18 protein-coding genes are annotated in these 13675 nt (G+C 40.0%); 15 read left to right on the forward strand and 3 right to left on the reverse strand.

The features are described 5' to 3' along the window. Positions 1-97: 97 nt before the first annotated feature. The 3 genes from R2J37_RS07070 (at position 98) to metA (ending at position 3940) form a co-directional block, all read left to right on the forward strand. Entirely contained in the window at positions 98-1408 is a 1311-nt protein-coding gene (locus R2J37_RS07070; RefSeq protein ID WP_316266848.1) for an IS4 family transposase, read from the forward strand. A 252-nt stretch (positions 1409-1660) separates the two neighbouring features. Then, positions 1661-3016, forward strand: coding sequence for an AI-2E family transporter (locus tag R2J37_RS07075; protein ID WP_316266850.1), 1356 nt, complete (start codon positions 1661-1663; stop codon positions 3014-3016). Positions 3017-3019: 3 nt separating this feature from the next. Further along, on the forward strand, positions 3020-3940 hold the full coding sequence (metA, locus tag R2J37_RS07080) for a homoserine O-acetyltransferase MetA (protein ID WP_256193974.1): 921 nt from the start codon (positions 3020-3022) through the stop codon (positions 3938-3940). 313 nt (positions 3941-4253) lie between these two features. Here the strand turns inward: metA and R2J37_RS07085 are convergent, their stop codons facing one another. Both R2J37_RS07085 and R2J37_RS07090 read right to left on the reverse strand, forming a co-directional pair. Next, positions 4254-4430 carry a hypothetical protein gene (locus tag R2J37_RS07085; protein ID WP_164488446.1) on the reverse strand — a complete coding sequence of 59 codons (177 nt, stop codon included), beginning with the start codon at positions 4428-4430 and terminating at the stop codon, positions 4254-4256. Between the two features lie 40 nt (positions 4431-4470). After that, positions 4471-5622 (reverse strand): IS91 family transposase, encoded by a 1152-nt coding sequence (locus R2J37_RS07090; protein ID WP_463510212.1) that lies wholly within the window; start codon positions 5620-5622, stop codon positions 4471-4473. Between the two features lie 151 nt (positions 5623-5773). Here R2J37_RS07090 and R2J37_RS07105 point away from each other — a divergent pair, with 151 nt between their 5' ends. Further along, positions 5774-5983 (forward strand): hypothetical protein, encoded by a 210-nt coding sequence (locus tag R2J37_RS07105; RefSeq protein ID WP_316266852.1) that lies wholly within the window; start codon positions 5774-5776, stop codon positions 5981-5983. A gap of 335 nt (positions 5984-6318) precedes the next feature. Continuing rightward, positions 6319-6687: a VOC family protein gene (locus tag R2J37_RS07110; protein WP_230105743.1), complete on the forward strand. Its 369-nt coding sequence runs from the start codon at positions 6319-6321 to the stop codon at positions 6685-6687. A gap of 51 nt (positions 6688-6738) precedes the next feature. On the opposite strand, the gene R2J37_RS07115 is transcribed toward R2J37_RS07110, so the two are convergent. Next, positions 6739-7047 (reverse strand): hypothetical protein, encoded by a 309-nt coding sequence (locus R2J37_RS07115; protein WP_230105744.1) that lies wholly within the window; start codon positions 7045-7047, stop codon positions 6739-6741. 113 nt (positions 7048-7160) lie between these two features. On the opposite strand from R2J37_RS07115, the gene R2J37_RS07120 reads away from it, so the two are divergent. The 10 genes from R2J37_RS07120 (at position 7161) to R2J37_RS07165 (ending at position 13601) form a co-directional block, all read left to right on the forward strand. Further along, complete coding sequence (locus R2J37_RS07120) at positions 7161-7376, forward strand: helix-turn-helix domain-containing protein (protein ID WP_004611575.1); 216 nt, start codon at positions 7161-7163, stop codon at positions 7374-7376. A 250-nt stretch (positions 7377-7626) separates the two neighbouring features. Continuing rightward, entirely contained in the window at positions 7627-8280 is a 654-nt protein-coding gene (locus R2J37_RS07125) for a DUF5688 family protein (RefSeq protein ID WP_316266858.1), read from the forward strand. Positions 8281-8374: 94 nt separating this feature from the next. Beyond that, positions 8375-8686 (forward strand): hypothetical protein, encoded by a 312-nt coding sequence (locus R2J37_RS07130; RefSeq protein ID WP_316266860.1) that lies wholly within the window; start codon positions 8375-8377, stop codon positions 8684-8686. A 46-nt stretch (positions 8687-8732) separates the two neighbouring features. Beyond that, positions 8733-9245 (forward strand): Holliday junction resolvase RecU, encoded by a 513-nt coding sequence (locus R2J37_RS07135; protein WP_316266862.1) that lies wholly within the window; start codon positions 8733-8735, stop codon positions 9243-9245. Positions 9246-9359: 114 nt separating this feature from the next. Further along, on the forward strand, positions 9360-9752 hold the full coding sequence (locus R2J37_RS07140) for a single stranded DNA-binding domain-containing protein (protein WP_316266864.1): 393 nt from the start codon (positions 9360-9362) through the stop codon (positions 9750-9752). A gap of 116 nt (positions 9753-9868) precedes the next feature. Continuing rightward, positions 9869-10774, forward strand: a complete 906-nt coding sequence (locus R2J37_RS07145) for a hypothetical protein (protein ID WP_316266865.1) — start codon at positions 9869-9871, stop codon at positions 10772-10774. A 55-nt stretch (positions 10775-10829) separates the two neighbouring features. Further along, a complete protein-coding gene (locus R2J37_RS07150; RefSeq protein ID WP_316266867.1) occupies positions 10830-11072 on the forward strand; it encodes a hypothetical protein in 243 nt (80 codons plus the stop codon). Positions 11073-11133: 61 nt separating this feature from the next. Then, entirely contained in the window at positions 11134-12183 is a 1050-nt protein-coding gene (locus R2J37_RS07155) for a DNA polymerase III subunit beta (protein WP_316266869.1), read from the forward strand. Between the two features lie 135 nt (positions 12184-12318). Next, a complete protein-coding gene (locus tag R2J37_RS07160; protein ID WP_316266871.1) occupies positions 12319-13056 on the forward strand; it encodes a J domain-containing protein in 738 nt (245 codons plus the stop codon). A 53-nt stretch (positions 13057-13109) separates the two neighbouring features. Next, positions 13110-13601 carry a siphovirus Gp157 family protein gene (locus R2J37_RS07165; protein ID WP_316266873.1) on the forward strand — a complete coding sequence of 164 codons (492 nt, stop codon included), beginning with the start codon at positions 13110-13112 and terminating at the stop codon, positions 13599-13601. Positions 13602-13675 lie beyond the last annotated feature (74 nt).

Genomic DNA, 13675 nt, shown 5'->3' on the forward strand with positions numbered 1-13675 from the left:
CGAAAAATTCCATGCTTTTTTATAAAAAACACTTGACAAATCATACAAAATCTGAGGCGAAGCCATTTGAATATATTCTTTTTTTTGGAGGTTTCAAATGGCTGATTATTCTCTTATTACAAAACACAAATTATTGCATATGATGAAAAAAATGTCCCGCAACTCTGATTCTTATGTAAAACGTCCCGGAAAAGATTTTTCCCGTTCCAGAAAAATTTCCTTTTTTGATACCTTACGTTTCCTTCTTTCTTTAGGCGCTAAGTCTTTGGATAAGGAACTTTTGGACTTTTTCTCCTATCGCCCGGATCTTCCCACCTCTTCCGCCATGCTGCAACAGCGCGGCAAACTCAAGCCCAATACTATGAAAGTACTCTTTTCTGTTTTTACGGCCTCTCTCCCCAAACATTCCAACTTCCATGGCTATCATCTTCTTGCTGCTGACGGTTCAGAGCTCTCCTTCCCGGAAAATAAAAAAGAACCTCTCTGCCATCGAAAGATCCCTAACACACAAAAAGGGAAAAACGCAATCCATCTAAACGCTTTATACCATCTAAACAGCGGTATTTTTGATCAGGTCCTGCTTCAGCCTGTCCATGAAAAAGATGAACATTCCGCCCTTATTACCATGCTGGCACAAACGGAAATTTCCGGCAAAGTCATCCTTACTGCCGACCGGGGATATGAAAGTTATAATACCTTTGCACATATCTTGGAAAAAGGATGGAATTTTGTGATCCGGGGACGGCAGGGAGACAGGGGGATCCTTTCCAGTTTAGCCATTCCCGATCAGGAACAATTCGATGTGGAATATCCTGTCGTTATCTGTAAAAAACACTGCCGTGGCACCAAAGAACAGCCGGAATTCTACAAACGGATCCGATCCGGTGCAAAGTTTGACTTTTTTACGGAAGAGCAAACGGAATATCCGATGAAACTACGAGTGATAAAGTTGAAAGTAAGCGAAGATCTTTCCGAGATCCTCTTTACGAACCTGTCCAAAGAAGAAATGCCCGTTGGAATGCTTCAGGAACTCTACCGTATGCGTTGGATGATAGAGACAGCATTTTCCCAGCTAAAATATAATCTTGGGGCCAGTGCGCTTCATTCAAAAAGAATAGAGTATGTCCTGCAGGAACTGTATGCAAAAGTCATCCTGTTCAATTATTGTAAAAGCATCCTGTTTCACATCTCGCTTCCCCAAAAAACATCCTGGAAATATGATTATCAGATCAGCCTGAGTACAGCAGTAGATATCTGCTTAAAATCATGGCGCTGTCCAAATGGGACAGCGCCGCCAGATGTTGAAATATTACTGCTTAAATATAAAGTCCCAATAAGAAGGGAAAGAAGTTTTCCCAGAACACCTTCCCCAAAAGCAGTGATCTATTTCACTTATAGGATAGCATAAAAGGGGAAAATACGGAACAGGAATTTGAAGCAGACAGCGGTCTGCTTTATCGGTCTGCATAAAAGAAAGACAGCGTAGATTAGGATACTAACACTGTCTTTCTTTTGAGGACTCATTTTCTAAACTTAATGACATTGAAGTTAAACTTTACTACGTCCCCCGTTAACGTTTTAACAAATTTGATTTTTCCCTTATTCGTTGCTATAATATAATCTACATGTGTAATGAGTATCGGAAGGATCTGAATAGACAATGGAAAAGGAAACTCAGGAAAAGGACCTGAAAAATAACAAAACCAACAGCGGTTATTATGGTAATCGTCTGCGGATCGGAGCCAGCAGGGGCTCTTCCTGGATCAGACAGCAGTTTGGAAAAGGAATGACCTATTTTCTGGTGATCGCAGCGAGTATTGTTTTTTATTTTGCGTTGCTTAGAGCAACAAACCTTACAGATGTATTCTGGAAGATTATCGATGTATTGAAGCCCATTCTATACGGACTTGTAATTGCCTATCTTTTAAATCCTATTGTGAAAAAGGTAGATCACTACTTTATTCCATTTTTGGAGAAAAAGCTGAAAAACAAACAAAAGGCGGCAAAGCTTTCACGGGCAACGGGAATTTTTTTTGCGATCATTGTGTTTTTTGTTATCATCATTGCTTTGTTCAGCATGTTGATCCCGGAATTATATAAAAGTGTCCGTGATATGGTGATTACCCTTCCGGGGCAGTTAAATGATTTTGTCGCTGATCTCAATGAGCTTTACAGTAACGATTCGGCAGCAGGTAACCTTGTGAAAGCAGGGATTAGTGAGGGGGCACAGATGTTTCAGACCTGGCTTCGTACGGATCTTCTGCCCCGGGCTAATGATCTGATGTCCAGTCTTACCGTGGGAGTGCTGAATATACTTCGGGAATTATTTAATGCTCTGATCGGTGTCATTGTCTCGGTATACATACTGTTCAGTAAAGAAAAATTCGTGCGTCAGACAAAGAAGACGGTATATGCAGTGCTTTCTTTTCACAATGCCAATGTGCTCCTTCATCTGACAAGAAAGAGCAATGAGATTTTTGGTGGTTTTATCATTGGCAAAATCATAGATTCTGCTATCATCGGAGTGTTGTGCTTTATTGGGATTTCCCTGCTTGATATGCCATATGTCATGCTTGTGAGCGTCATTGTAGGGGTGACTAATGTAATTCCCTTTTTCGGTCCTTATATTGGAGCAATCCCCAGTGCACTCCTGATCCTGCTTTCTGATCCTGTTAAGGGGATTTATTTTATCATTTTTATCTTTTTACTGCAGCAGCTGGACGGAAACTTTATAGGTCCGAAGATCCTGGGAAATTCAACAGGCCTGTCAGCATTTTGGGTTATTTTTTCCATTTTGCTGGGCGGAGGACTCTTCGGATTCCTGGGTATGCTGATGGGAGTACCAACCTTTGCAGTAATTTATTATATCGTCCAAATGATCATTAACAGCCGATTGGAGAAGAAGCATCTTCCCGGGCATTCGGATTACTACGATGAAATGAGTTATGTGGATGATGAGGGAAATTATGTGCATTCAGAAGAAAACATTTCACAAAAGGAAAATAAAGGAGAGTAAGCTATGCCGATTCGAGTACAAAACGATCTTCCGGTAAAAGAGATATTGGAACAGGAAAATATTTTTGTCATGGATGAGCACCGGGCTGTTCATCAGGATATCCGTCCGATCCGCATCGGACTTTTGAATCTGATGCCGCTGAAGGAAGATACAGAACTTCAGATTCTCCGCTCTTTGTCCAATACACCTCTGCAGGTGGATGTTGTTTTTGTAAATGTGTCAAGTCATGTATCAAAAAACACATCGACCAGCCATTTAAACAAATTTTACCTGCCTTTTACAGATATTAAGGATCAGAAATTTGACGGTTTTATTATTACAGGAGCTCCGGTGGAGCAGATTCCGTTTGAGGAAGTAGACTACTGGGAAGAACTGACAGAGATCATGGAATGGACAAAGACCCATGTAACTTCCACGCTCCATCTTTGTTGGGGAGCCCAGGCTGCCCTGTACTATCATTATGGGATCAACAAGGAGCCTTTGGAGGAAAAGTTGTTCGGCGTATTCTGGCATAAGGTGCTGAACCGGAAAATTCCTCTTGTGAGAGGCTTTGACGATGTCTTTTTAGCGCCTCATTCCCGCCATACGGATGTGCCTGTGGAAAAGCTCCGTGCAGATGACAGGATTACGATTTTAGCAGAATCAGAAAAAGCAGGCGTATTTCTTTCCATGGCAGAGGAAGGAAGACAGATTTTTGTCATGGGTCATCCGGAATATGACAGAATTACTTTGGATGGAGAATATAAGAGGGATCTGTCCAAGGGACTGCCTATCAAGATGCCCGAAAATTATTATCCGGAAAATAATCCGGAAAACAAACCTTTACTGACCTGGAGGGCGCACGGTAACAATCTCTATACAAATTGGCTTAATTATTATGTATATCAGGTAACACCGTACGACATGATAGGAACACCGTTTTAAGGGCGTTTTTGCTTGATTTTTCGGGGTTTTTGATAATGCAAAAAACAGCCCAAAATGCCATATTTTGTCATAGTTTTCCATATCTCGTCAAAAAAATGGGGTACAGATGGGGTACGGAGGTTTAAAAAATGGGGTACGGAGTAGTTTACATATTGTATAATTTATTTCAACCAACAAATAAAGCCGTTTTTATGGCTTTATTTTTTTCTTTATAGGAAATTCCGATTTTTGGATAAGGGGGAAAAAGCCCTACTGATCGAACATATGTTAAATCAACAGGGGAGTGGGCATGACAATAGGACGATGGTTAGATTTAGAAGATATAAAAACCTTCTTCTCCAAACAAATCGTCAAAAGGGTCGTCTTCATTCAGAAAATAATCCATATCCAGAAGGTCATCCTCGCTCATATGGCGAATGTCCTCGGATGTCATTCCTTCGGGTGGATTCTCTATGTACTTTTTGCGCAGTTCCTCAATATCTGGTTTCATGGTAAGCAACCTCCTTTGAGAGGATTATATCACAACGGTTCTACGCGGAGGAACGCTTTCCACGAGATTTGGACATTACTTTCTCGTACATTTCTTCGAGAGGTACGCGCTTGTGGTTGTAATAAAGTTCCAAGAACTCCATTTTATGATTACACTCGGAACAATACAGGGGGTCATATCCGAAGGAGAGAAAAAGAGATGTTCTCCATTGAGTGAAGCTGCGGTATATCCTATGCTTTTCTTTTGAGATGACACGGTGCAGTTTTGAATCAATCTTGCGGTGCCTTGCATACAGACCGCCATAGCGGATCATTTTAAAATGTTTTTCCGGGATGTGTCGGATGAGACGTTTTATGAAATCCATAACAGGCAAAGTTTCTTCCACATACTGTTCATCTTCGTGACGGTTATAGTGGAAAGTAACGATATCTCCGTCATACCGGTCAATCCTGGAAGTGGCAATTACTGGCCTGCCAAGATAGCGGCCGATGTATTTAGCCACTACTTTCGGATCGCAGAGATTCGGTTTAGCATAGACATAGAAGCCCTGCTTATGCTGAGTGTAACATTTCGCTTTCACTTTTTTGAAAGAAGGTCCAATCCGGTCTTCCAGTTCATTGAGAAGAGCCGTGCGGAAAGCATTGCGCAGATAGTTGTAGTTAAAGTGTTTTACATGGCGCCAGAAGCCGTCATTACTGTAGCCACCTTCGGAAAGGAGGCAGTGAATGTGGGGATTCCATTTGAGATCGCGGCCAAAAGTATGAAGGACCATGATATAGCCGGGAGTAAAATTTTGGGCATGGTTTAGATTGAAAAACATCCTTGATATTACACTGGAGACGGAATGGAAGAGACAGTTCAGAAGAGATCGGTCCTGAAGGAAGAAGCTGCGGAGATTTTCATCAATAGTAAAAACGCAATGGCGGTGTTGGACGCTAACGAGTTTGAAAGACATACTGGTGGTGCGTTCCATAGAATATTTGTTGCCACATGAAGGGCAAAAACGGCTGTGACAGCGGAAAGGAACGAATTTGAAGTTCCCGCAGTGCGGACAATTGTACATGGCACCGCCAAAAGAAGGATCACCACAGTTGATCATCTTATTGATATTTTCCATCTCAGTCTCTCTGGGATGAAGAGTATATTTAATTTCTTCATAATGGTCTGCAAAGATTCTTTGTAAGATGTTCATAAGTCTATTATGCAAGAAAAAGTAACAAAAGAAAACCCCCTATCCCCTCATGATTGAGGGGTAGGGGAGTTGAATAGGCGAAGCCTATTTTTTATCTCTTCTTTTCTCATTTTCTTTTGAAAATATATTCTGATAAGAGGAGGAAACAACGATGATTAATTTGAATGAAGTAGTACGGTATTTAGAAGAGAACTATTCCGAGCTTAAACCGGAAATAGTCACAACCGCGAAAAACGGTGGGGAGAAAACAGGAATTTCTGTATTGGTCCACGAAGGCTTCTCAGTGATTTACTATCCAGCAGAAGAGGATATAGACCAGCAGGATATTGCAAAAAAGATTCTTGATCAATTGGGAAACTAATTTATCAATCGTAGGACTGGTAAAAGCGAATTAAATAAGGTATTTAAGCGGTTTCTGGCTATTTTGACAAGTGTTATAAACTACTGTAAAATCTCACAAAATATCGTGCTATTTTGGGTACAGATTGGGTAGGGCATTGGGTAAAGAAATTTACCCAACCTCTTAACGAGGAATTTGCTTGTTGTTTAAAATAGAAAGGGAACGCTGTGAATGTTGAGGGTGTATTGTATTTTGCAATACGCCCTTAAATTTTTGGGAAAAATAATGTTAAAAACTAGGAAATGTGTTAGAATGAAAGAAATAAACAAATTAGAATTTGAAAGGATGTTAAAAATATGGTAGATGAAGTGGTATTAGGGAATGTTATGGTTGATTGTGATGATGAAAGAAAATTGCAAAGATTCTATGGAGAATTATTAGGTTGGGAAATGTGTGAACTATTTGCAAGACCGGCTGTCCGTAGTTCTTCGGGGATTGTTTTTTTGTTTATTGAGGAAAAAGATTATGTTCCTCCTGTATGGCCAGAAGATACAGGAAAACAACAAAAACAGATGCATTTTGATTTTCAGGTTGATAATGTTGCAGAAATGGTTAAGAAAGCGGAATCATTGGGAGCGAAGAAAGCGGAAAGTCAATTTGGAGGAAATGATTTTGTAACCATGTTTGATCCGGCAGGACATCCGTTTTGTTTATGCCGGAAGTGACAATTCCAGTTTGTAGCAGACAGTTTTGGCAGGACTGTCTGCTTTTCCTTTTCAATCATAATTGATAGTAGTGGTATAGAATGGCTCGTATCCGTTGTGAAAAGACCATTTAGAGTAGTATAGATTGATTGTAAGGATAGTGGGAGTTCCGTTGATTTGATTATGTTCTGCTTCGATTTCCGCTACCACTTCATCAGTATTCCAGTATTGATATACGATAACTTGTAATTCGGTATCACGATTAGCCCTATTACTGAATGACATACTGTTAAATACAAGATAATCGGGCAAGCTAATGTAAGAGAGAACGCCTGCAAGCAAGATTAGAATAATAGTGACAAATAATAATTTCTTTTTCATTTTGACATACCTCTGTTTCTATATAGTTATAAGGATAACTATATAGTACCTCACTATATAGTGAATTACTACATAAAGATTTATTGAATATACTTTTATGTAGAGGTGAGGAAATGAAGTACGGACATTTAGAACTTCACATAGAGGAACTGCTGAAAGAAAAAGGAATTAGTAAGAATACCATTTGTAAGGAATTGGATATACCGAGGTCTAACTTTAATCGTTATTGCAGAAATGAATTTCAAAGATTAGACGCACAACTAATCTGTAAACTGTGCAGTTACTTGGATTGTGGAATAGAAGAATTGATAGAGTATGTGAAAGAATGAGAGCCTGTCGGATTGGAGAAAATTCGTATAGGCTTTTGTTGTGTCAAGAAATAGAGAAAATGTAGTGAGGTCAAGGAACAAGGCGAAGCCGATACGCCGTAGGGCAGTCCTTGACGGAACGAACACAGCCAACAGAACCATGATACAGCAGAGGACTTGAAAGGTCAGAAACCTTGCAAGTCCTCTTGTCTGTTACTGGGCGTTGTGTTTTAAGTAAAGTGCTTCTTTTACCACTTCTTTTTCAAATGCTTTGGAAGCAGCAAAAGAAGATAGCTCACTTGGCAATATCAAAATGCCCACGAACCTTAGTGAGGTAGAAAATATCCTCTCTATTGGTGTCATGAACGAAAAGTATGAAGAAATGCTGAAATCTCATCATGTCATTCTGAAACGAGTGGAAGATCTTATTCTTTATCCGGTTGTCGTGCTGGACCAAAATTTGATCTTTAAGGTAACTGAAAATCTCCTTAACTTATGGAACGTAACAGTAGACCAGGTATTCGATGCAGCACTTGCTTCAAAAGAGCTTAATAATGTCAAACTTCTTAGCTTTTTAGATTGCTTTTCAAGCGAACCTGTAGACTATTTCGTTGGACAATTAGATATACCTGTTGATATTACATTTCTTGTCCTTTCTTCACAAGGAAAATGTACTACTGCCGGCTCTATCTTTTCCCAGGAAATACAAAATAAGCTGGTATCAACTTTTCCTGATGGTTTCTATATTTTACCGTCAAGTATCTATGAAGTCCTGATTGTGCCATCCAGAATGGCAGGAGCAAAAGATGCGGAAGAGTTTAAGTCCATCGTTATGGATGTGAATAGTACACAGGTATCTTCTGAAGACTACCTGTCCGACTCCGTATATACCATCGAGAAAGGAAAATTCAAAAAAATTGCATAAGCAGGAAAGGCGCCTTTGGGCGTCTTTTTCTCGTCTCAGGTAGTCAGCTACCATATTACTATGTAGCGATAAACACTACCGAAAGGAGATTTGTATGATAACAACAACTGAACAGAAATTTTTGAATAATTTTACAACGATGGCAAATGTCATCAATCATATTGATGAGGATGGGATTCTCAAGGTAGAACGAAAGGAAGGCGATCTGGTTGTGATGTCTGCCGAAAAATTTGACCAGATTTGCGAAGAGGCGATCTCTATACTTGCCATGCTAGAAGGAGTTCAGGGCTGTGATGGCGAATGTGAGAACTGTGAATATACAGAGAACTGCCCGCTCGAAGAGATGTTAGAAGAAGAGCCTGCTTGTGATGGATGTCCTAAGAGAAATACGTGTGCTAAATTCTGAAACGGAACCTGGTTCCGCTTTTTCTGAAAAAAAAGAAGGAGATATTATGGATTATTCATACAATAATTGCGCTAACAGGGCCCAAGGGCAATATTTTGAAGAGATCATTGCAAGATCCCTAGAATATTACCTAGAAAAAGGATGGGCATCCATCGAGAAGACCCCGGAACCGATGAAAACGATCAAAAACAACGGAGATGGCACTTTCCAGGCTGTTTTTACGAAAAAGGCGCAACCAGATTATAAAGGAGTCCTATCTGGTGGGCAGGCCATCATATTCGAAGCCAAATATACGGAAAAGGACAGGATATACCAAAACGTAGTCACAAAAGAACAGGAGACATATTTGGAACGATATGCTTCCTTAAATGCAAGATGTTTTATCATGGTTTGTTTGCAGGGCAGCGGTTTTTACCGTGTCCCTTGGACGGTTTGGAAGGGCATGAAAGAAGCTTTTGGCCACAAATATATGACCAGAATTAATCTGGAGCACTATAAAGTTCCAAGAAAGAGCATTGTTCATCTGCTTGATGGATTGGAGCTTTTCGACTGCAGTTAAAATTCCCTGCATTCACTTTTTCTCATATTCTTCTGTAAACTAGCAGAAGAGGAGGAAGACATATGGAGATAGCAAGAAAGGAATCTATTATTCTCCAGACAGGAGGGAGGATAGATGGCTAACCCTAAAAATTCAGGAACGTATACAGGCCGTGTAACACGGCTTCATTTCATATGCGACAAAACAAATGAGCCGTTTCAGCTTCGCTTTGTCATCAAGGTAGAGCGAGTGGATATTTCTAAATCTGGAAAAAAACTGTATGATTTTCTTCCTATGAGGATCAGCGGGGCTAAGAGGATGCATATTGCCCAGCGGCTGAAGGAGGGGGACTATATCAGTACTACAGGGGATATGCGGAGCGAGTCATATGAAGTGAATGGAAAACCTTACTACGGGGTATACGTCAATGTAGAAGACCTTGCCTGGATCACAAATGGCCGTCCGAATTATTCTTTGGATGGGGATGGGATCCCAGCTCCTCCAATTGAGGAACTCCCTTTCGGATAGGGAGGATGAAAGGCGCTGGCTTGACTGGCGCTTTTTTTCGTGCCTATGTGAAAAAATCGAGAAAAAAGAAAAACTGTTACAATATGTTCAGGAAATAAAAGGAAGGAGCAAACCATATGAAATTAAAAGATCTGCAAATCGGAACACAGCAACCAATCACTCTGATGGTAAAGAAAATAGAACAGGCGACTGCAAGGAACACAACGGTATATCAGCGCCTTACAGTACGTGACACAGATGGCGGAGAAGCTACAATCCTTAACTGGGGTGATCCGATGCGGCTGAATGTTCCTGCTGTAATCAATGCAAACCTGGAAACGTCTGAATATAGGGAAACACCATCTTACAGACTTATCGGGTTCAAAGTTGATGACAATGCAGACATCCAGTCCTTCCTTCCTAAGCCAAAAATCGATGCTGTAAAGAGTTGGAATGACCTTGTAACGATGTCGAAAGGGATGCGGGAGAGCTTGCGGCTCATTGTTGGAAACGTCCTTACAGAAAATAAAGAAAACTTCAAACACTTACCACTTTCCCAGTCTAAGAGCTATGCCCGCCAAAACGGCGTTTTAGAAGCTACATTAAAACTTTGTAAGCTTGTTGATGGCGTATGTAACCAGATTGAACTTGACCGGGATCTAGCGTTATCTGGAGCGATGCTCTATTACATCGGAGCTGTGGACACCATTGATGACGCATTCAATTATACGTCAGCGGACACATTGATCGGACTTGGCGTAAGTTCTTACGCAAAACTGATGGAGACAGTAACCAAAAGTCTGGCAGCCAAAGATAAAGTCTCAAAGGTGATTGACCTGGAAGAGATCAAAATGGTAGGGCATATCCTCCTTAGCAGAAGCAAGGGAATACAGACATCTATCCCTGAAGCTATTGTTTTAAGGCACCTAGACCAGATTGTAACTGAAACAGAACTTATGGAAAATAGCATGAGTGATATGGAAGCTGGAACTTCCGCATTCATCAATGGACAAAAAGTGTACAAAAAAATAGAAAATAAATAAAATGACGGCTTTTCACCCCCTTGATGCCTTCTGTTTGGAAGGAGGGCTATCACATATGTATGAAGTTACGATTTTTTTTAGCGAGAAAGAAATGGCGCTGTTGCTTGAAAAAGATGGACTTGAATGTACAGAAAGAGAAGAAGCCTATTATAAGTCCCTCGGTTTTCAAGTAGATGCGAGTAAAAATCGGATCACTCTTATACGATATGGAATAACCAATACAGACCAGGAGACAGTAATCCGAAGATTAAATACGATTATCAAACAGGCGAACCTGATGTATCATTTTTTTTCCTAAAACAACAAAATCCATTTTACTCATATTCTTCTGGATATAATTATTAGAGGAGGAAGAGATAATGGATAGGAAAAAATTATTAAAACTATGTAACAAGGTATCAAGGGCGATAAAGCCATCCACGCAACCCATTATGGAATGCATTTTGATCCATATCAAAGATGGCACTGTAACAATACGTGCCGCGGGCAATGGAATGCAAATCATGGTGTGGGATAAAGTAGACGATACATCGACTCAACTGCTTGCAGCCGTAAACGCAGTAAGCCTTAAGGAATTACTGAACAGACTTCCGTCGGACGAAGTATCCCTTTCTAAAGTGGGTGATACTTTATCCATAAAAAGCGGGAGCATTTCTCTTACTATTCCCTGCAGAAATGAGCCATTCCCAAAAGAAATGCAGATGGGGAAAACGAAAGTAAAAGCTGCTATTCCTTGTAAGGACATAGAAGCCTGCAAACACTCTGCCCTGCCAAAAACAATGCTCAACGACAAAATGTCAGGTTATGGTGTTGATATCAAAGGCGATTCCTACATGATTACAACAGTTGATGGACACCGCCTTTCAAGCAGAGGAAGAAGGACGGTTGTTTTTTCGAATGCATTAACAAAAATTGTTGCACCTGGCGAGATGATGGAAGAAGCAGTCAAAATTTCTGAAGAAGATGAATTTGAGTTTGCTTATGATGGGAGCAATATACAAGTCTCTGGATCAGGGTATAGTATTATCGGTGCAACCCAGTATAATTGCTTTTTCAATCTTGAGCAGATCCGAAATCCTGGCTTTACATCATTTTTTGAAGTAAACCGGACAAGTCTTTTGGAGGCTTTGAAGGTAGTCACATTTTTTGATAAGCTGACCGTGCTTAAAATCCTAAAAGAGAATCTGATTATTAGCAGCAGGGATGCAGCAAAAGGCGACAGCCAAGCGGAAGTACCTATTGTAACAAATGGCAAGGAAATTGAGTTAGGTGTAAATGGGAACTTTTTATGTGAGGCACTCGACAGCATTTCAGAAGAAACACTTCGGATATACTATTCGTCTAAAATAGCGCCCATTTATTTTGAAAGTGAAGATATCAAAGAAGTGATTATGCCTGTTCGTTATTAACGGAAAGGGATGTTCCGATATGGAGCATCCTTTTTCTTGTGGCAGAAAACCAATCGAACACTATATATGGTATATTACTATTTAGAAGGAGGCAAGTATATCCAATTTAGCAATTAATACTTGGACTGGAAAATTATGATTAAAGAAATAATTGGATGGATCTTTTATTTTATTGGGACACCATTTCACAAGTTAATTTTATTTTTTAACAAATATGTGGAGCAGGCAACCATGGCTGCAGAAATACCCTGTGTCCTCGTCTTACTATATTCTTTATATAAGATTATAGCGGATGGATCCTATATTGGAGAAAGTTCTGCCACGACAGTCTTATACCTGTTGTTGCTTTTGGGTATATGGATATTGTTGGCAACTTTTGGGTTCGCTGTGTATTCCCTGGGTGTAATGATCATTTTCTATATTTTATTCTTGGTATCCTTGTTTGGAGATATCATCTTTGAATTTGGGAAATATCTTCTGGATAAAAGGGAAGAGCAAGGTTCCCAAGGGATAGGAAGAACATTTGATAAAGACGATTTACAAAATGAAAAGATACGGGAAAAAGAGCGTGAGGAGTTCTGGAGGATGTATAGGGAAGTAAATGCCTTCTATACAAGGGAAAAGACAAGGAAAGAAAGAGAGAGGCATGATGATACATCGTATGTTCATGTGGATAATATAAAAGAAAATGAGCTCCAGAGGGCAAAGTTACTTTTTGGAGTATCTGATACTTTTACTTACGGAGAACTAAAAGCATCAAGGAATCAGTTGATGAGGAAATACCATCCGGACAATCAAGAGGGAAATAGCGCCATGGCCAGAAAGGTTAATGAGTATTATGAATTTCTCTTGCCTTATGCCAGAAAAACTTAAACTCTCTTAAACTTTCATATTTGATCGAAATAAAATCAGAGGAGGATTTACTTATGACACTTTATGAACTTACTGAACGGGAACTGGCGCTTTTGGACCTTATGGAAGATCCAAATACAGACAAAGAAGACTTAAATCTACTGATTGAAGCTTCGGACCAGGAGTTTGGGAGAAAATTGGATGCATATGCAACAATCCGTGACCGCATGTTGTCAGATGCCGATATGATCAGCAAAGAAATTAATAGGCTCCAGAAAATAAAAAAAGCAATTGAAGAAAGTGAGGATTCTTTAAAAGAAAGTATAATCATGTCGATTCGGGCGCTCGGTAAAGCAAAGTACGAGACAAAACTTAGAACCTTTTTAGTCAAAGACTGTGCGCCCAAACTTATAGTGGATGACCAGGAAGCTGTTCCAGCTGAGTACCTGGTCAAACAGCCGGACAAAATTAATAATGCAAAACTCAAAAAATACTTAACAGAGCATGGAGATGAGGATTGCGAATATGCACATTTAGAGTCCGTTCAGTCACTTGCGATCAAGTAAAACAATGAGAGGTGCAGATAACTGTACCTCTACTAAAGAAGATTCCGGCATCTGCCGAAAAAGATAAAGGAGAT

Origin of the sequence: Claveliimonas bilis (genome assembly GCF_030296775.1) — a bacterium.
GTDB classification, from domain to species: Bacteria; Bacillota; Clostridia; order Lachnospirales; family Lachnospiraceae; genus Claveliimonas; species Claveliimonas bilis.

Coding starts and splice junctions, on each gene's coding strand:
- R2J37_RS07070 (WP_316266848.1), top strand. CDS start 98: ATGGCTGATTATTCTCTTATTACAAAACACAAATTATTGCATATGATG.
- R2J37_RS07075 (WP_316266850.1), top strand. CDS start 1,661: ATGGAAAAGGAAACTCAGGAAAAGGACCTGAAAAATAACAAAACCAAC.
- metA (WP_256193974.1), top strand. CDS start 3,020: ATGCCGATTCGAGTACAAAACGATCTTCCGGTAAAAGAGATATTGGAA.
- R2J37_RS07085 (WP_164488446.1), bottom strand. CDS start 4,430: ATGAAACCAGATATTGAGGAACTGCGCAAAAAGTACATAGAGAATCCA.
- R2J37_RS07090 (WP_463510212.1), bottom strand. CDS start 5,622: ATGAACATCTTACAAAGAATCTTTGCAGACCATTATGAAGAAATTAAA.
- R2J37_RS07105 (WP_316266852.1), top strand. CDS start 5,774: ATGATTAATTTGAATGAAGTAGTACGGTATTTAGAAGAGAACTATTCC.
- R2J37_RS07110 (WP_230105743.1), top strand. CDS start 6,319: ATGGTAGATGAAGTGGTATTAGGGAATGTTATGGTTGATTGTGATGAT.
- R2J37_RS07115 (WP_230105744.1), bottom strand. CDS start 7,047: ATGAAAAAGAAATTATTATTTGTCACTATTATTCTAATCTTGCTTGCA.
- R2J37_RS07120 (WP_004611575.1), top strand. CDS start 7,161: ATGAAGTACGGACATTTAGAACTTCACATAGAGGAACTGCTGAAAGAA.
- R2J37_RS07130 (WP_316266860.1), top strand. CDS start 8,375: ATGATAACAACAACTGAACAGAAATTTTTGAATAATTTTACAACGATG.
- R2J37_RS07135 (WP_316266862.1), top strand. CDS start 8,733: ATGGATTATTCATACAATAATTGCGCTAACAGGGCCCAAGGGCAATAT.
- R2J37_RS07140 (WP_316266864.1), top strand. CDS start 9,360: ATGGCTAACCCTAAAAATTCAGGAACGTATACAGGCCGTGTAACACGG.
- R2J37_RS07145 (WP_316266865.1), top strand. CDS start 9,869: ATGAAATTAAAAGATCTGCAAATCGGAACACAGCAACCAATCACTCTG.
- R2J37_RS07150 (WP_316266867.1), top strand. CDS start 10,830: ATGTATGAAGTTACGATTTTTTTTAGCGAGAAAGAAATGGCGCTGTTG.
- R2J37_RS07155 (WP_316266869.1), top strand. CDS start 11,134: ATGGATAGGAAAAAATTATTAAAACTATGTAACAAGGTATCAAGGGCG.
- R2J37_RS07160 (WP_316266871.1), top strand. CDS start 12,319: ATGATTAAAGAAATAATTGGATGGATCTTTTATTTTATTGGGACACCA.
- R2J37_RS07165 (WP_316266873.1), top strand. CDS start 13,110: ATGACACTTTATGAACTTACTGAACGGGAACTGGCGCTTTTGGACCTT.